13 protein-coding genes and 1 pseudogene are annotated in these 16,660 nt (G+C 43.1%); 8 read left to right on the forward strand and 6 right to left on the reverse strand.

The genetic code is table 11. From position 1 onward, the window contains the following. Nucleotides 1-11: 11 nt before the first annotated feature. Nucleotides 12-161, reverse strand: a pseudogene (locus tag AC4PM4_RS04465) (SMODS domain-containing nucleotidyltransferase); the annotation flags it as partial. Nucleotides 162-484: 323 nt separating this feature from the next. Between AC4PM4_RS04465 and AC4PM4_RS04470 the strand changes: the two are divergent. Beyond that, the gene (locus tag AC4PM4_RS04470) at nucleotides 485-1,570 is read left to right on the forward strand and encodes a hypothetical protein (protein WP_491612852.1); all 1,086 of its coding nucleotides are present in this window, start codon (nucleotides 485-487) and stop codon (nucleotides 1,568-1,570) included. Between the two features lie 1,045 nt (nucleotides 1,571-2,615). Here the strand turns inward: AC4PM4_RS04470 and AC4PM4_RS04475 are convergent. Next, entirely contained in the window at nucleotides 2,616-3,761 is a 1,146-nt protein-coding gene (locus AC4PM4_RS04475) for an ATP-binding protein (protein ID WP_179132308.1), read from the reverse strand. A 533-nt stretch (nucleotides 3,762-4,294) separates the two neighbouring features. On the opposite strand from AC4PM4_RS04475, the gene AC4PM4_RS04480 reads away from it, so the two are divergent. Both AC4PM4_RS04480 and AC4PM4_RS04485 read left to right on the forward strand, forming a co-directional pair. Further along, nucleotides 4,295-5,701, forward strand: coding sequence for a PepSY-associated TM helix domain-containing protein (locus AC4PM4_RS04480; protein WP_491612853.1), 1,407 nt, complete (start codon nucleotides 4,295-4,297; stop codon nucleotides 5,699-5,701). An 18-nt stretch (nucleotides 5,702-5,719) separates the two neighbouring features. Beyond that, complete coding sequence (locus AC4PM4_RS04485; RefSeq protein WP_491612854.1) at nucleotides 5,720-6,205, forward strand: FixH family protein; 486 nt, start codon at nucleotides 5,720-5,722, stop codon at nucleotides 6,203-6,205. A 168-nt stretch (nucleotides 6,206-6,373) separates the two neighbouring features. Here the strand turns inward: AC4PM4_RS04485 and AC4PM4_RS04490 are convergent, their stop codons facing one another. Then, a complete protein-coding gene (locus AC4PM4_RS04490; protein ID WP_491612855.1) occupies nucleotides 6,374-8,905 on the reverse strand; it encodes a heavy metal translocating P-type ATPase in 2,532 nt (843 codons plus the stop codon). Nucleotides 8,906-9,183: 278 nt separating this feature from the next. Here AC4PM4_RS04490 and AC4PM4_RS04495 point away from each other — a divergent pair, with 278 nt between their 5' ends. The 5 genes from AC4PM4_RS04495 to ureC all read left to right on the forward strand — a co-directional run bounded on the left by AC4PM4_RS04495 (nucleotide 9,184) and on the right by ureC (nucleotide 14,162). Further along, nucleotides 9,184-9,876 carry a metal ABC transporter ATP-binding protein gene (locus AC4PM4_RS04495; protein ID WP_491612856.1) on the forward strand — a complete coding sequence of 231 codons (693 nt, stop codon included), beginning with the start codon at nucleotides 9,184-9,186 and terminating at the stop codon, nucleotides 9,874-9,876. Next, nucleotides 9,873-10,676, forward strand: a complete 804-nt coding sequence (locus AC4PM4_RS04500) for a metal ABC transporter permease (protein ID WP_491612857.1) — start codon at nucleotides 9,873-9,875, stop codon at nucleotides 10,674-10,676. Before AC4PM4_RS04495 ends, AC4PM4_RS04500 begins: the two co-directional genes overlap by 4 nt. A gap of 23 nt (nucleotides 10,677-10,699) precedes the next feature. Beyond that, nucleotides 10,700-11,530, forward strand: a complete 831-nt coding sequence (locus tag AC4PM4_RS04505) for a substrate-binding domain-containing protein (protein ID WP_491612858.1) — start codon at nucleotides 10,700-10,702, stop codon at nucleotides 11,528-11,530. A gap of 296 nt (nucleotides 11,531-11,826) precedes the next feature. Continuing rightward, nucleotides 11,827-12,450 carry an urease subunit gamma gene (locus AC4PM4_RS04510; protein ID WP_491612859.1) on the forward strand — a complete coding sequence of 208 codons (624 nt, stop codon included), beginning with the start codon at nucleotides 11,827-11,829 and terminating at the stop codon, nucleotides 12,448-12,450. After that, on the forward strand, nucleotides 12,450-14,162 hold the full coding sequence (gene ureC / locus AC4PM4_RS04515; protein WP_491612860.1) for an urease subunit alpha: 1,713 nt from the start codon (nucleotides 12,450-12,452) through the stop codon (nucleotides 14,160-14,162). The genes AC4PM4_RS04510 and ureC overlap by 1 nt, the downstream gene beginning before the upstream one ends. Nucleotides 14,163-14,208: 46 nt before the next feature. Here ureC and AC4PM4_RS04520 read toward each other — a convergent pair whose 3' ends face one another. The 3 genes from AC4PM4_RS04520 to nikC are packed head-to-tail and all read right to left on the reverse strand — an operon-like array spanning nucleotide 14,209 to nucleotide 16,659. Then, nucleotides 14,209-15,000 (reverse strand): ABC transporter ATP-binding protein, encoded by a 792-nt coding sequence (locus tag AC4PM4_RS04520; protein ID WP_491612861.1) that lies wholly within the window; start codon nucleotides 14,998-15,000, stop codon nucleotides 14,209-14,211. After that, nucleotides 14,997-15,809 (reverse strand): ABC transporter ATP-binding protein, encoded by an 813-nt coding sequence (locus tag AC4PM4_RS04525; RefSeq protein ID WP_491612862.1) that lies wholly within the window; start codon nucleotides 15,807-15,809, stop codon nucleotides 14,997-14,999. The genes AC4PM4_RS04520 and AC4PM4_RS04525 overlap by 4 nt, the downstream gene beginning before the upstream one ends. Before the next feature lie 7 nt (nucleotides 15,810-15,816). After that, the gene (gene nikC, locus AC4PM4_RS04530; RefSeq protein ID WP_079697521.1) at nucleotides 15,817-16,659 is read right to left on the reverse strand and encodes a nickel transporter permease; all 843 of its coding nucleotides are present in this window, start codon (nucleotides 16,657-16,659) and stop codon (nucleotides 15,817-15,819) included. Nucleotide 16,660 lies beyond the last annotated feature (1 nt).

The following is a 16,660-nucleotide window of genomic DNA, read 5'->3' on the forward strand; positions in this document are numbered from 1 at the left end:
GCATCATAACGTTAAAAAACACCATTCACTTTTCTTAGGCGAATTGCAGTATTTCGTTTATAGGAACCTGATAGAAATGTATCTAAGTGATAATCTTTGAATGTACTGTGTTCGCAAAGATGTTTTCTAACTTTTGTATGCGCATCACTAGCATTAGTTTTGGTGGTGGAACTGGTTCAATTTCGCTTAAAAAAATCAACAAATTGCTTCTGAGTAATCATATTCTCATCGTCTCCTCAACAGTTTAATTATCTCTTCGGGAAAGCAATGGTTTGGTTACCAAACTAATACTATGTACGACCTTTTTCAACCTTATTGTTCCAACAACAACTATATCATACGTTAGGATGCACTAGGGGCAATTCCTTTGATATAATAAACTTACAAATTTAACGTGAGATAGAGCCTGAGAGAATATTATTTCATTTTCTTGAATATATTGTCGAAGTTATTTAACTCTGAGTTCTTAAAGAGAGGGTGCTTCATGAACCAGTGTATCTACTACAAGTACTATAGTGAGAAACTTAAGTATTCGAATCAAGAACATGTCATTCCAGCAGGTTTGGGAGGGATTAAGAAATTACCGTGTGGATTTGTTTCAAATGAAGCAAATAATCACTTTTCTTCATTTGAATTACGTGCACTCAGAAATTCTTTACTCTCAATAAATAGAAATAATTTCGGACCAGGAAAACGAGGATCATTAAATGTATTGAAAGTGAGAAATCCAGTTGTACATATTTTTACCGCTATCTCTCCTGAGAAAGAACTAGATACTCTTTTAGTTCCATATAGGTTAGGATTTATGTTCAGTGGAGTTGTTCGGATTTTACCACAAATATTTATAAAATTTGATGAAGCATGGAATATGAAGCGCCCTTTGTATATTTCTGATAACCTCTCAAAACAACCTGAAGGTACATTAAGAAAGTTCCATTCTTCTTTAAATACTTTTATAAGAAGCTCAGATCGAAAGTATATTTTTATAAATCCTCCATCTTCAACTTCATGTAATTTTGTAAGTATTGCTTATCACGAAAATAGATTTTATGTATGCTCCTCAATAAAGAATTTTAATATGGATAACTTTTGTAAGCTAATAACTCTGAGAGCTTTACCAAATATAAATCCATTTCTCCTTAGTTCAGTTTCAAAATATCAATACAACTATATGATTGATGACGTCAAAGACGTATCTTTTCCCTTGATTTATATAAAATCAGCGTTCAACGCCCTTAGCCTTTTTAAAGGCCAAGCTTTCATACTTGAAGACATTTTTGATCCGATTCGAAGCAGTATTTGCAACGCGGGAGATTTAGCTTCATATTGGGTTAATTGCAAAATGCCATTATGGCTTGTGAATTGGGTTAAAAGTAATGTTCCACCTAAAGCACATTTCATAGTCATTGACGGTTATGATGGAGTAATTGATGCATATGTCAGCTTCTTTAGAGAACCACTTAACTCAACTATTCGTATAACATCAAATTACTCAGGTGAGGCCTTTAGAATCGGACTAATATGTGATTGGGAGTCTAGAAAAGAAGAAATTATTATAAACATTGATTGAAAATTTTACTCAAATTACTTAGCCTATGCTGCGTTTATCTTGAGTTATAAGTAGTTCTAGGATGAAGAGGCTGCTGTACGACATGAACCTTAAGCCTACCTAGACTTGCCGGCGGTGTAACCATGTTCTTGTCCAATTCGGTTGTGTCGCTCCAAACCAGTACAATCTACTGATAACGCAGGTGAAATATAAAAACGTATGGTATTGTAGATTATGCTAACAAGAGTTATGCAAAATTAAAAAAGAATCGCCATGGTACTTAAACTGTACCTCTCACGGATCACGGTGTGCAGCAGCCAATCGCATACGATCTGCTGCTTTTTATGTTGGAATGAGCTAACGTTTACCGGTAGCTCATTCCCATTCCTTCCAAAAGACCCATGCTCCATTTTTAAGCGAAAAGAGTGATTTACACTGCTTACATCTCAGAATTGAACCAGAAGGATATTTTGGATTATCGATATACAGTTTGGGAACACATTTCTCGTACCCACATTTTGGGCATATCTGTCTCATACTTTTCTTTGTTTTCAATTTCTTACCTCAATTTATTATTATATTTTCTTTATTTTAACATCCTCCTTTAAACTAAAGTGCTCTTTTCAAGCAACATGATTCCTATCATAAACCTGTTTAGATAACATTCTAATCTGGAATGACCCGATGTTCTTGTCCCGCAACATTACACCAAGTTTTCTTTGTGCCAGTTGTTTCATACTAATTTTAATTTTATTACAATGGTTTTACGTGGCATATGCACAAAATTAGGACATCCATATAAATCGGTAATCGCACTATGTTCTTGTCTATCCCGGCAATCGATATAAGTTCATGTCCTTGGCTCGGAGTATAGATTGTTATAGATAAAATAAAAAGCCGTTAAATTAGCGGCTTCAATGGGAATATGTTCTTGCCCCTGGAATTTTTTTCTCTTGGCGGGTATTTGGAACTAAGTGGTGTTAAACAAGAAGACCTTAAGCGTTTCTTTCTCATAATGACCTTACTTCAATAGCTAGTACGATGCTCTACCAGAAGATACCACACATTATTTATTGCTCTTTAAAGTAATCTCCAATATGTTCCGATACTCTATAAGCATTTGATTAAGTGCTTTCCCCGTATTCAGATGTTTTACTACTTGATTTTTGAGATACTGAGAACTTAACTCAAGCGCTGGATAATCTTCGCTTAGAGAGCAAAGCTTATTTTTAAAGTCACTTTCATTCCGCTGCACATGAACAATAAACTGATCCCTTTCGTGCTCATTTTTAAATAAAAGAATGACTTTAAAAAAACTTTTACGTGAAATCCCTTCTTTATCGTTATTCTCAATGTAAAAAAAATCGCTCAGTTTATGAGTCGTACTACCTTCAATGAAATATCCAAAGTCATAATCCTCTAAAAACTGAGCCCTACTCTTTTCAGGAATAACCGTTGGGTATCGACCACTATCAAGAACAACGATTTGTCCCCTAAATTGTTGAATACCTTGATATTGAATATCAAACTCTCGATACAAGGTTTCTGGGTCGTTCATCGCATAGGCGTAAAAATCAGGGTATTGCTCAAGTCCAGCATTCTCGTCCTCATAAAGTACAATTTTAAATTCAGGCTTATAGATGTTGGAGTAAATATAACCCTCTGAACATTCATCTAATACCCATTCTTCTTTGTGTTCAAGCCGCTTAATAATTTGTTCTAAAGGAGAGTTCATCAACATAAACCTTTTCTTCCAAAGATACTCAATATAGTTTATGTCTGCGACTTTATCTATATCAGTATTTGTATCCCCTATCCTTGTATAAATGTGACCCGAACGAACCTTTCTTCCGTAGCTTGTAAAATCCTCAATCAGGAAGTAAGGGGTAGTTGTGCTATTTTTTATAATAATAACATCTATTTCTTCTTGCATAATCATTAAAGATTGCATTTTAATACTAGGACGAATTCCAGCGGAGAATTTTTTGTGTTTTAAGAAATCTATCATTTGTTGCTGATTTCTTCGATTTTCATCATCTTTAACTCCCACAATTTCGAACGTTTGGTCTCTAATTCCAAAGATAATATAAGAATCTCGGTCAACTAAGTTATTAGCCATACAAATTATATCGTGTAATAGGTTAGCTGCATTAATGTGATACTTCTCTTTGAAATCCCAATATTCTCCTTCACGTTTAGTTTGAATTAACATTAGAATTTCTTCCCTTAAGTCAAGACTATTCATTTGATTTTCCTTTCAACTTTTCTATATGAGTGCAATGTTAAAAATAATTCAGTATTTTAAATTCGAAATAACTTTTGAGCAAGACTAACAAATTGAAAGAAAAACATAGCATACAACTGCAATTGATTATTTTAAACATAAGCTTGAACATCTTAGTGCTCCAGTTTCCATAATAAATATTCACATTTCTCATTTAGTGGATTCGACATATCTTTCTTTCACCCTCTTTATTTTTATCGGTTATTAACCACTTTTCTAGTATGGACATGGTCCTGAACAACAATGTAGGTAATTTGAGGTTAAGTTTGGAGTTTTTCTATGGAATCCATTGCTACTAATGGATAATACCGAATTGAAAACTGTAAAGTGACAAAATGATGAACAAAAAAGATTTTATGTATCACGAGATAGCTCTGTTGAGCCATCTTCTAATTCGAACGGCTCCCGTATACTTAAAAAGTATTTTATTCAGTTAAGAATGGAGTTAGATGATGAGGACGATGCCAGCAGAACATTCAAGCTCTTCTACACCTGAAGTGAAAAGAAAAACATCATCAGGAGTTCGTCAGTCCGTGTATCAATCCGTATGGAGGTGGCATTTTTACGCTGGTATTATTTTTGCGCCTTTTTTAATAATTTTAGCTTTTAGCGGCGCGGTCTATTTATTCAAACCTCAGATTGAAGGCCAACTTTACAAAGATATGTTGACAGTGCGCGAAGTTGGGACAACCCCGATGGCACCAGAGAATATTGTTGGAAAAGTAATCAAGGGTTATCTAGGTACGGTGGTATCTTCAATCACACTGGAAAGCAATAGAGAGACAACCTATAAGCTTTCCGTCACTAGCACCGGGATTTCCAAGACGATGTATGTGGACCCTTACACGGGTCATGTGCGCGGAGCGATGGATAGCAGCAAGACGTTCTCTGCCTTTTTCAAAAAGATGCACAGTGAACTTGTAATCGGAGGGACTTTCGCGAACCGACTTGTAGAACTTGCTGCATGCTGGGCCATCATTCTGATTTTAACGGGACTATTCCTGTGGTGGCCAAGAAATAAAGCAGGCATTTGGGGAACGATTTTGCCACGGCTCAGCAAACCGGGAAGTCGGCTTTTTTGGCGTGATTTGCATGCTGTTCCTGCCTTCTGGTTATCTCTGTTGATTCTGGTCATTATCTTAAGTGGACTTCCCTGGTCAGGTGTCCTCGGGGGGCAGATTGACAAATTAGCCAATTCAACGAATACAAATACCCCTCCATTCGCCTACAGTTTTGGAGAAAAACCGGAATCCGTTACAGTAGCGAAAGATATTGCCGAGGATCTGCCTTGGGCAGCTGAAAATGTTGCCGTTCCTGTTTCAATGGCTGGAGGATATGTTCCACTCGGTCTTAACGACATAGCCCGTATCGCGGATGATCAGCAAGTTATCAAGCCCTATACAATTACCAATCCTTCCGGAGCAACGGGTGTGTTCACCGTATCTACTGCTCACTCCAAGCCAGGTCATAACGCTACACTGCATATTGACCAATACAGTGGCGCGGTCCTGACCGATGTTCGCTTTGCAGATTATGGAATTATGGCCAAGCTGATTTCGTATGGCATCGCCTTTCATGAAGGCAAATTATTCGGTCTTGCCAATCAACTACTGGGTCTGATCGCTTGTCTCGGCTTAATACTCATATCCATTAGCTCTTATGTCATGTGGCGAAAGCGAAAGCCCACGGGTAAGCTCGGAGCGCCGTCCAAACCCAAAAAAACCAAAATAACAATAGGTGTATTGATAATCATGCTGATATGCGGTGCTGTCATGCCCCTTGTAGGCTTGTCCATTCTAATCGTTCTTGTTCTTGATCTATTCATTCTCCGCAGAATCAAATCGCTCAAGCACTGGTTCTCGATTTAATAGCTAAAGGAGTTATATATGAACATAAAAATGCATCGAATGTACACATGGACATGGCCTATACTGCTTATTGTGTTGCTGTGTGGATGTACTGCCAAGGTTACAGAAACCGATGAGAGCGGCCTCCCGCCTCATATAAGTGTGAATCTTCAATTGCCGGAGACACTCGCAGTAGGAAGCTCTAACGTTTTTTCGGTAAAAGTGTCCAAAAGTAATGTGCCGCTGGAGCATGCGGAGACAGCTGAATTTGTAATATGGCCAGAGAACAATGAGGATTCTGCGGTAACGATCAAGGCTGATGAATCCTCCCCCGGCTCGTATTCCGTCTCTTATGTCATTGAAAAAGAAGGGTTATATGTTGTGCGATCAAGAATCCAATTCGCCGATGCTCAGGTTATGCCAACCAAACGTTTTGCTATTGGAGATCAGGCCATAGAGCGTCTTGCACAGCTTGAGAGCGATCAGCACACGAATGTGCCTGCTCCAGCAGCCGGACATCATTAAACAGACAATCCCTCCTATACACCCCTATTTCAACTTTTAAATAATCCTGGGCACCCTTACGACAAATCTATTCCATATAAAAAAAAGAAGTCGCTATATTAGCGACTTCTTAACCTGCTCAAGCTTCACTCTGCTCATCTAATCTCGTTATCTAAAAAAAGAATCTTGCTAAAGCTTCATCCTTTGTAGACGCAGAGAATTCAATACAACTGATACGGAGCTGAAGGCCATTGCTGCACCAGCAAGCCAAGGCGCCAAGAAACCCAGGGCTGCAATCGGAATGCCAATGACATTATACGCAAGCGCCCAGAAAAGGTTTTGCTTGATATTGCGCATCGTTCTTTGGCTAAGCTCAATGGCATCCGCGACACCGCTCAGATCACCACGCATTAGCGTGACATCTGCCGTTTCCACCGCCACATCCGTTCCGGTGCCAATGGCCATGCCGATATCGGCTACAGCCAGAGCCGGGGCATCATTAATCCCATCCCCCACCATCGCAACCTTCCGACCACCTTCCTGAAGACGCTGTATTTCCGTTGCTTTGCCCTCTGGAAGCACTTCAGCCAGTACGGTCACGATACCAGCCTGTGCAGCCACCGATCGTGCTGTACGCTCATTGTCTCCTGTTATCATGATGACATCGATACCCATGGCTTGAAGCTTTTGAATGGCTTGTTTTGACGTGTCTTTGATCGTATCTGCAACCGCAATCATGCCAGCACACTGTCCATCTACAGCTACGAGCATCGTGGTCTTGCCCTGTTTTTCCAGCTCAGACATTTGAGTGAGCGCTTCTGGCGGAACGGCCACATGTTGATCGGAGAGAAGACGTCGTGTACCAATGAGAACGTCCTGGCCCATTACAGTAGCTTGCACTCCGTAACCTGGCATGTTCTTAAAGTGCTCTGACTTCGGAAAGAGATTTATTCCCGCTGCTTTGATCCCTTCCATAATCGCTTCAGCCAGTGGATGTTCAGAGCTTTGCTCCACCGCACCTACCCGGTTCAGAAGCGCTGTTCTTGTCCAGTTCGCAGCAGTTTTAACGTCTGTCAGAATCGGCTTGCCGTTTGTCACCGTTCCTGTTTTGTCCAGTACGACCGTTTGAATGTGCTGTGCAGATTCCAAATATTCTCCGCCTTTGAACAAAATGCCGTACTCGGCTGCACGCCCGGAACCCGCCATAATGGAGGTTGGAGTGGCTAGCCCGAGAGCGCAAGGACAGGCGATGACCAACACCGCAATCGCCTTCTCCAGAGCACCACCGAAGTCATAAGGACTGATCAACAGGTACCAGAACAAAAACGTGATGGCTGCAAGGCTGACTACAATGGGGACAAAAATTCCTGAAATTACATCGGCAATCCGCTGTATGGGGGCCTTGGAGCCTTGCGCCTGTTCCACAATTTTAATAATTTGCGACAGTGCGCTGTCTGCGCCCACACGTGTTGCCCGCAAACGAAGCATACCGTTTTTGTTCAGTGTAGCTCCTGTGACGGAGTCACCCGGTTTCTTGTCCACGGGAAGGCTTTCGCCACTCAACATGGATTCATCAACGGATGAGAATCCTTCTTCCACTACACCGTCTACTGGTATGTTTTCGCCAGGCTTCACGATAACAAGATCGTTCATCAAGACGTATTCAGGCACGAGACTGATTTCCTGACCATCCCGAATCACTCTTGCACTACGCGGAGCCATCTCCATTAGGCTTTTGATTGACTGAGTGGAGCGTCCCTTGGCTAAAGCTTCCAACCATTTGCCGAGCAGAATCAGAGTGATCAGTACAGCACTGGTTTCAAAATAAAAATCAACCGGAGCTTGTGAAGCAGCATTCGCAGTATTCGTTACAATTGCACTACCTCCATGATTGTGACCGGATAATCCGCCCGTGCTGGTTAATGAAGTCAAGTAGAGACTATAGAAATAAGCCATACTCGTTCCCAGAGCAACCAGTACATCCATGTTGGCACTTCGGTTTTTCAATGCCTTATATGCACCGATGTAAAACTGGCGACCCAGGAAGAATTGCACAGGAGTAGCGAGTATCCATTGAAACAATGGATTCATAAATACATCAGGTACCCAGATCCAGGAAGTAAATGAAAAGTGACCTACCATCGCCCATAATAACGGGAGAGAAAGAATAGCCGACAGAATCCAGTTCCATTTTTTTTGCTGTAATTCCTGTTCTCGTAGGGAGACGGTCTCTTCTTCCGTTTCTTTTAACTGGGCAGTGAAACCCAATTGTCTGATCTTGTGGATGAGATCCGAGCCCTTCAACGTTCCTGAAATGTATTCGACATGACCCGTTTCCAGTGCCAGATTCACATTGGCACGAGACACACCAGGCAACTTGGAGAGGCCTTTCTCAATTCGCGCTGAACATGCTGCGCATGTCATACCTGTAATATTCAAGTCAACAGATTCCGTGACGGTCTGGAAGCCAAGAGCCTCCACTTTGTTCTTAAAATCATGTATACCGATATTGGCGGGATGATAGGATATTGTCGCCTTCTCCATTGCGAGATTGACGTTAGCCTGTTGTACGCCCTCCATACGAGATAATCCCTTTTCAATACGATCTGAACAGGCTGCACAGGTCATCCCTTTAATATGAAGGGTTGTTTGCCACAGTGCAGGATGATCATCTGTATTGGTTGATGGCTGTGTTGAATTTGAGGTGGATAGCTTGTCCATATTTCCGGTCTCCTTTTTTGAATATGTTTGCTCCATCCGTTCGTCTAGAACCATCATACTTGAATAAGAACACACACAGGATGACTCATAAGAGCTATCTCCAGGCAGTTATAGTTTACAAATGAAAATAATATATGAACTTTTTCACCAAACCATAGCAGTTTGGTTCCAAATTCATGTCTTTGTAACAATATCCATCCTAATATAGCTAGAACGAGCCATGTTCGCTTTCTCCTCCAATGTTCATACTGGATAGGAAAGAAGGTGAACGATGAATCATGCCTCCAACTCTGGAAATTCAGCATGGTACGGCCGGTTATGGCACTTCCCCCGTTCTTCACAAGCTAGACTTTCAAGGCTATCACGGGGAGATGGTTGCGATTACAGGTGCGAATGGCGCGGGAAAAACAACGCTGTTTAAAGTCATCCTCGGTCTGATCCCCATGAGGGAAGGCTCCATGAACATTGGCGGACGACGGATGGAACACAAAAAAGATTTTAAATGGGCGCAGAAAAAAATCGGATTTGTGCCTCAGGGCGTACAGAAAGGAAATCTGCCCATCACGGTTTTTGAGTATGTAATGCTTGGCAACTGGGGAACGTCATTTGCTTATTGGAAGCGTCCTTCCATAACAGATAAACAAAAAGCGACTGAATGGCTTGAGCATGTCGGATTAACGGAACTGGCCAATCAAGACTGCAAGGATTTATCTGGAGGACAGCAACAACGGATGAATATAGCACGTGCTTTAATACGCGAGCCTGACATCTTGCTTTTGGACGAGCCAAGCACTCATTTGGATACGTTCTCAAGAGATTTGCTGTATAGACTTATCGATGAATACAGGCAACGGGCACCTCAACTGCTCACACTCATGATCACTCATCAACTGGAAGAAACGGAACATTTGCATGACCGCATTTGTCTTATGAAGGACGGGACGCTAACGGATGTTGGTGGTACTGCATGACGTTAATCGACTACATACATATTCCATTGTTCCAGCGGGCATTGATCGCCTGTATGATCGGGGGTAGCTGTTTGTCCCTCGTGGGTATTGTCGTGATTCAGTTCCAACTGACGGTTGTCCGTTTTGCTCTGATGCATTTGGCTCTTCTCGGAGGCGCATTCGGATTGCTCATCGGCATGAAGCCTATGCCTGGAGCCATGCTGGCTATTCTTGCCGGCTCGTTGTTATTCGGTCCGTTATCTGCCAAGGTTAAGCTTGAACCCGCCATAACCGGAGCATTCCTCATGACAGGTTCGCTTGCTGCGGCTTTAATGCTGTTCCATATGGGGGGAATCCCTGCGATGGATGTATTTGGTCTGTTTGCAGGCAGTATTTTGACGCTCACTTCTTTGGATATCTGGTTGCTAGGTGGAATCAGCTTGATTATCGTGTCTCTGTTCGTGGTCTGCCACAGAGAAATTCAATTAGTGCTTCATCATGCAGAACATGCGGAATGGTTAGGTATTCCCGCCGCCAGAATCCGCAATGTGCTGCTGTTTCTGACTGGAATCTCGATTGGAATTGCGATGAAGCTTGTGGGAGCTTTGCTGATTGACGCACTATTGCTACTACCTGCCATGGCAGCTACAAGAGTAAGCAGAACGTATAAGCAATTACTCTTGTTGTCATCTCTTTTTGGCACATTGACTGCTGTTGGAGGTTATATCACTTCACTCATCTTTAACTTGCCAACGGGCGCTTCCATAACCATGGTGGGTGTCATCATCTTAAGTCTTTGTTATACGGTTACTCGAAAATAATGATATGTGGAGGTCTAATTCTGATGAAAAATAACAAAACCATACTAAAAAAATTCTCCCCCCTGCTGGTGCTTGTCATGGGTACCATTCTCTTCACCGGGTGTACAGGAAATGCATCCAGTACAGTAACCGAAAATGCTCAGGACACAGAACCAAAGCAAGCTGAAACGGTCACTCCAAAGATTGTTGCATCCACAAGCTGGACAGCATTACTGGCTAAAACAGCTGGTGCAGACAGCATCTCGACCCTTGCTCCCGTGGACATGAAACATCCCAATGAGTATGATTTTAAACCCACCGATATTGAAAAAATAAATGATGCGTCAACGGTTATTTACTCTGAATATGAACCGTTTATGAAACAAATATTGGAGGCAGCTGACGTGCCTGAGGAAGCTAGGCTTATCGTGATGACAGAGAATACACCGGACATGCTTCGCGAACAGATTACTACCATTGCGGAGAGTTTGGGAACAACGGATACTGCACAGCAGGCTTTGAAGGAAATTGACAGCACATTTGAAGCAGTCAATGCTGAAACGTCCAAGCTGGACACCGAATCCAAACGAGTGGTTGCTCAGGCTTACATGGTACCTGTAGCCAAAGCTCTCGGATACGAGGTCGTAGGCGAGTTCGGTCCGACTGAAGTGACACCGACACAAGCAGCAGAGCTTGCCGCTATGAAGCCTGCTCTGATTATCGATAATTTCCACTTTCCTCAAGGAGCGGAAATTGCAAATATCGCGGATCGTCCAGTTGTAGAGCTTCGCAACTATCCCGAAACCGCCGAACAAACACTAGTTCAGCTTATTCAGGATAATGCCAAAAAGCTGGGATTAACACTTGCTGATTAAAACTTAGAATATGATAAATATAAAGAGTCCGCCCTTGAATTTGAAAAGGTGCGGATTTTTTTTGTATCCATGTTCAATGTGTTATTTTTATTAACATGAATTTGCATTATAATGTCTAATATTTACATTATATAGATAATAAATGAATATAGAGTTATATAATATGACATAAAATGGTTGACTGACCCCGGATATCGTGCTACATTTTCACAAATACGTGTTACTAAATTACGTAACCAACATCATTTTCAATCTCATCCGAAGTTCATTACTAAGTTTAAAGGGAGTTGTCGACTATGCATTTGACTGTTCAGGAACGCGAAAAATTAATGATGTATCTTGCCGCAGACATGGCTGAAAAAAGATTATTACGCGGCGTTAAACTGAATTATCCCGAAGCTATTGCTTATATTACCGGGTTTGTCATTGAAGGCGCTCGTGATGGCAAAAGCGTTAGTGAACTTATGGAGGAAGCTCGTCATCTCCTGACCACTGAACAAGTAATGGAAGGTGTAGCTGAACTCCTTAGTGAAGTACAGGTGGAAGCCACGTTTACAGACGGTACAAAACTGGTCAGTGTACATGATCCTATTCCACGTCCTATAGGTGGGATGACTCCAGGCGAGTATGAATTTGCTGATGATCCCATTGTGCTGTTACCTGATCGCAAACGAATAAGCCGTTTAGTTACCAATACAGGCAGTCGACCTGTTCAAGTTGGATCTCATTTTCATTTCTGCGAAGCCAATCCTGCCCTTTCCTTCAATAGAGAAGGAACAAAAGGATATCGCCTGGATATCCCTTCTGGTCTATCCGTCCGAATTGAACCTGGAGAAACAACGGAAGTTGAATTAGTGGAGATTGGTGGTTTGAAAGAAATACATGGATTTGCTGGTTTGACCAACGGGAGGGTTGAATGATGAAGACAATCGATCGTGCAACTTACTCAAGCATGTATGGACCGACGACAGGCGACCGCATTCGTTTGGCAGATACTTCGCTCAAAATCGAAATTGAAAAAGATTTCACGGTTTATGGGGATGAATGCGTTTTTGGTGGAGGTAAAACCGTTAGAGATGGTATGGGTCAGCATCCACTCGCCACGCGAGAAGAAGGCGTTATGGATACTGTCATTACCAATGTTGTCATTATTGATAGTTGGGGTATCGTAAAGGCTGATATTGGTATTAAAGATGGTTTAATCAGCGGGATCGGAAAATCAGGAAATCCGTTGGTCATGGATGGTGTCACTCCGAATATGTACATAGGTGTAGGCACAGAGGTTATTTCTGGAGAAAATTTGATTGTTACTGCTGGTGGTGTGGACAGTCATGTTCATTTCATTTCCCCTCAACAAATCGAGATCGCGCTGCAAAGTGGCGTTACCACCATGATTGGAGGAGGCTCCGGCCCGGCTACAGGTACTCTTGCCACAAACTGCACATCAGGTGTCTGGCATATCGAACGAATGCTCCAAGCAACAGATTCTTTGCCTATGAACTTTGTGATGTTAGGACGTGGCAACAGTTCGAGGCCGGAGGCTTTGAACGAGCAAGTTCTGGCTGGTGTAGGCGGACTTAAAATACATGAGGACTGGGGAAGCACCCCTTATGTAATCGACAAGTGTTTAAATGTTGCAGAGCAATATGATATTCAGGTGAATATTCATACAGATACATTGAACGAAGCGGGCTACGTTGAGGACAGTCTCCGGGCTTTCAATGGTCGAGCTATTCACACCTACCATACGGAAGGTGCCGGCGGAGGTCATGCCCCAGATCTATTGCGTGTAGCATCCATGCCCAACGTTTTACCTTCTTCAACAAGTCCTACCATGCCATATACACGTAATACGATAGATGAACATATGGATATGCTGATGATCTGTCATCATCTTGATCCGCGGATTCCTGAAGATGTGGCCTTTGCTGCCTCCCGTATCAGAGAAACAACGATTGGTGCAGAGGATATCCTGCATGATATTGGTGCAATTAGTATGACAAGTTCGGATTCTCAAGCTATGGGTCGTGTAGGTGAGTTAGCGATCAGAACCTGGCAAACGGCTGATAAAATGAAAAAACAGCGTGGCCCCTTATCAGGTGATAACCAGGCAGATAATAATAGGGTTAAACGATATATTGCGAAGTACACGATTAACCCTGCGATCACACATGGGATATCTCAATATGTTGGATCAATCGAAGTTGGAAAAATGGCCGATCTCGTATTATGGAAGCCTGCATTCTTTGGTGCCAAACCTGAAATGGTCATCAAAGGCGGCATGATTATTCATAGTGCCATGGGTGATCCGAACTCTACCATTTCAACCCCGCAGCCTTACATGTATAGACCCATGTTTGGTAGTTATGGAAAAGCTCGTTCAGCCATCTGTGCCACATTTGTTTCTCAAGTAGCCATTGACAAGGGAACCTTGCCTTCACTTGGACTCACGAAGCAGCTGAAACCCGTTGTCGGTTGCCGCACGGTCGGCAAGAAAGATATGATCTTGAATGGAGAAACACCTGACATTATGGTTGATCCAGCAAATTATAGCGTATCGGTTAATGGTGAGACCCTCGTGTGTCGTCCCGTTGATGAACTTCCATTAGCACAGCGATACTTTCTTACCTGATACGGTCATAAATAAAATCCGGCTATCCTTAGCCGGATTTTATAATTTAACTTCTTCGCTTCGCGTATTTGTGAACTAAACTTTGTGTATACGCATGCCTTTCGGATGAAAACAACGCTTCCTTGGCAAAATGATCGATGACTCGCCCCTGCTGTATCACCATAATTTGATCGGACATACGCTGGATTGTAGCCAGATCATGTGAAATAAATAAACAGGCAAATCCGATATTTTTTTGCAACTTCATAAGCATTTCAATAATCTGAGCCTGTGTAATCATATCCAGACTGGATGTGGGTTCGTCCATAATGATCAGGGATGGCTCACTGCTTATTGCTCTCGCAATAGCAACGCGCTGCTTCTGCCCTCCACTGAGCTCATGAGGGTACTGGTTCAAGAGATCACTTGGTAGCTCCACCATATCCAGCAGCCGTTCGGCACATTTCAACCTGTTCTTCCTGCAATCCTGTACAATTACAGGTGTTCGATTTTTAAGGTTGTCTAGCGGTTCCATCACGGAATCGATAATCCGTAGTCTGGGATTGAGACTCGATGCAGGATTCTGAAATACCGCCTGAACTTGCCCCTGAAAGACACGACAGGCGGAACCGAATCGTGGTTGTACCAACTCTTTTCCTAGAAACCACATTTGCCCGGAATCCATCTTCTCCATTAATAAAATACAGCGTGCCAGTGTACTCTTTCCGCTCCCGCTTTCTCCGATCAGCCCCACACATTCTCCCGGGTGGAGACTGAAAGAAATTCCGTCGATCGCCCTTGTCTGTCCAGCATAGGTCTTGATCAGGTTCTGAACGGTAAACACAGCTTCTTCACTCATGATAATCGACCTCGTTTCGGAACGACGTCAGGTTGAGCATAAGACAGCATGGATTCGGCTGCCAAAAGCTTTTGCGTGTACGGATGTATGGCTTGTATCAGCACGTCCTCAGCATTGCCTGATTCCAAGATCCGACCTTCCCGCATAATGGCAATCTGATCCGCGTAGCGTCTAGCCAGCTTCAGGTCATGGGTGATGAACAAAATGGAGCAGCCTGTTTTCTCTTTAAGTCGAATGAGCAAATCAAGTATTTCTGTTCCGGTAACCCAGTCCAGTGCAGACGTTGGCTCGTCCGCAATTAGCAGTTTTGGCTCAAGCAGCATCGCCGTCGCGATGGATACCCGCTGCAATTGTCCGCCACTTAGCTGGAACGGATAGCTGTCAACAACCCGTTTGGCAGGCAAGGAAACGTCATTCAGAGCTTCCGCAATCCGTTCCTTTCGTTCCTGGCGTCCCCATGTATAATGAACCCTAAGCGTCTCATCCAGTTGTTTGCCTATTGGAAGAAACGGGCTAAACACGCCTGTATAGTCTTGAAATACATATGCAATTTCTTTGCCGCGCAGCCGATTCAACTGTTTCTCGGGCAGCTCCGACAAAGACTGGCCGTTAAACAGGATTTGTCCTGCCGTATGGCGCACCCCGTTTGGAAGCAAACGACCGATGGACAAGCTTGTAAGTGTTTTTCCGCTGCCGCTTTCCCCAATGACAGTCATCCACTCGCCATCGTTAATGGACAGATCCATATCGTGAATAAGAGTCTGCTCTCCGGCCACAAGCCGAAGTCCGTTTATTTGGAGTAAACTCATCCGCTTCTCACTCCCTGCTCCGTTTGATATCGAGCCCATCGCGAACACGGTCTCCCAGCATGTTGGACCATAGCACCACAAGCATGATCGCGAGTCCAGGGGCTATCATCAGATATGGTGAGCTATGAAAGTATGCCCGTCCCTCATTCAGCATCGCCCCCCATTCTGGTGCAGGAGGCTGTGCCCCCAATCCAATATAGGAGAGCGAGGCAATCATGAGAATGATTTTACCGATATCCAGCGAAGCGATCACAATCACATGAGACAACGCATGGGGTAGTAAATGCTTCCACAAAATCTGATGAGGGCGTAATCCGCTCAGACGAGCAATGGTAATATACTCCTGATTTTTCTCCGCGATCACGCTATTACGAACGATGCGAGAGTACGTAATCCATTTGACCGAAACGATGGCAATCATCAGATTGAAGATACCTGGTCCCATCAGTCCACTGAGCACAATGGCAATGATGAAATCTGGAAACGCAAGAAAAGCATCCGATATTCGTTTATAGATTCGATCCAGCCACCCGCCTGCATACCCGGCCATTAAGCCTGCGGGAATCCCGATCACGAGTGAACTCAGGAGAACCATCAGACTGGTTCCTACCGTATTCCTTCCTCCGAGCAGCAAACGGGAGAACAGATCTCGACCGAGGTCATCCGTTCCTAGCAGATGGTCCATACCTGGAGGCAGAAGCCGCATCGCCAAGTTTACCGCATAGGGATCATAAGGAACGACATAAGGCGCACAGATCAAGATCAAAACAACGAGCACCAATATGATGATGTGAACGCTCATTTTTGGTTTTTGCACCGGAGGGGTAAGTCTAAACTTGGTTTTAAACATA

It is taken from the genome of Paenibacillus sp. MDV22-iso6 (genome assembly GCF_058408365.1).

Excerpts from the sequence above, each read along its gene's own strand:
- AC4PM4_RS04470 (WP_491612852.1), top strand. The coding sequence starts at position 485 with ATGAACCAGTGTATCTACTACAAGTACTATAGTGAGAAACTTAAGTAT.
- AC4PM4_RS04475 (WP_179132308.1), bottom strand. The coding sequence starts at position 3,761 with ATGTTAATTCAAACTAAACGTGAAGGAGAATATTGGGATTTCAAAGAG.
- AC4PM4_RS04480 (WP_491612853.1), top strand. The coding sequence starts at position 4,295 with ATGCCAGCAGAACATTCAAGCTCTTCTACACCTGAAGTGAAAAGAAAA.
- AC4PM4_RS04485 (WP_491612854.1), top strand. The coding sequence starts at position 5,720 with ATGAACATAAAAATGCATCGAATGTACACATGGACATGGCCTATACTG.
- AC4PM4_RS04490 (WP_491612855.1), bottom strand. The coding sequence starts at position 8,905 with ATGGACAAGCTATCCACCTCAAATTCAACACAGCCATCAACCAATACA.
- AC4PM4_RS04495 (WP_491612856.1), top strand. The coding sequence starts at position 9,184 with ATGCCTCCAACTCTGGAAATTCAGCATGGTACGGCCGGTTATGGCACT.
- AC4PM4_RS04500 (WP_491612857.1), top strand. The coding sequence starts at position 9,873 with ATGACGTTAATCGACTACATACATATTCCATTGTTCCAGCGGGCATTG.
- AC4PM4_RS04505 (WP_491612858.1), top strand. The coding sequence starts at position 10,700 with ATGAAAAATAACAAAACCATACTAAAAAAATTCTCCCCCCTGCTGGTG.
- AC4PM4_RS04510 (WP_491612859.1), top strand. The coding sequence starts at position 11,827 with ATGCATTTGACTGTTCAGGAACGCGAAAAATTAATGATGTATCTTGCC.
- ureC (WP_491612860.1), top strand. The coding sequence starts at position 12,450 with ATGAAGACAATCGATCGTGCAACTTACTCAAGCATGTATGGACCGACG.
- AC4PM4_RS04520 (WP_491612861.1), bottom strand. The coding sequence starts at position 15,000 with ATGAGTGAAGAAGCTGTGTTTACCGTTCAGAACCTGATCAAGACCTAT.
- AC4PM4_RS04525 (WP_491612862.1), bottom strand. The coding sequence starts at position 15,809 with ATGAGTTTACTCCAAATAAACGGACTTCGGCTTGTGGCCGGAGAGCAG.
- nikC (WP_079697521.1), bottom strand. The coding sequence starts at position 16,659 with ATGTTTAAAACCAAGTTTAGACTTACCCCTCCGGTGCAAAAACCAAAA.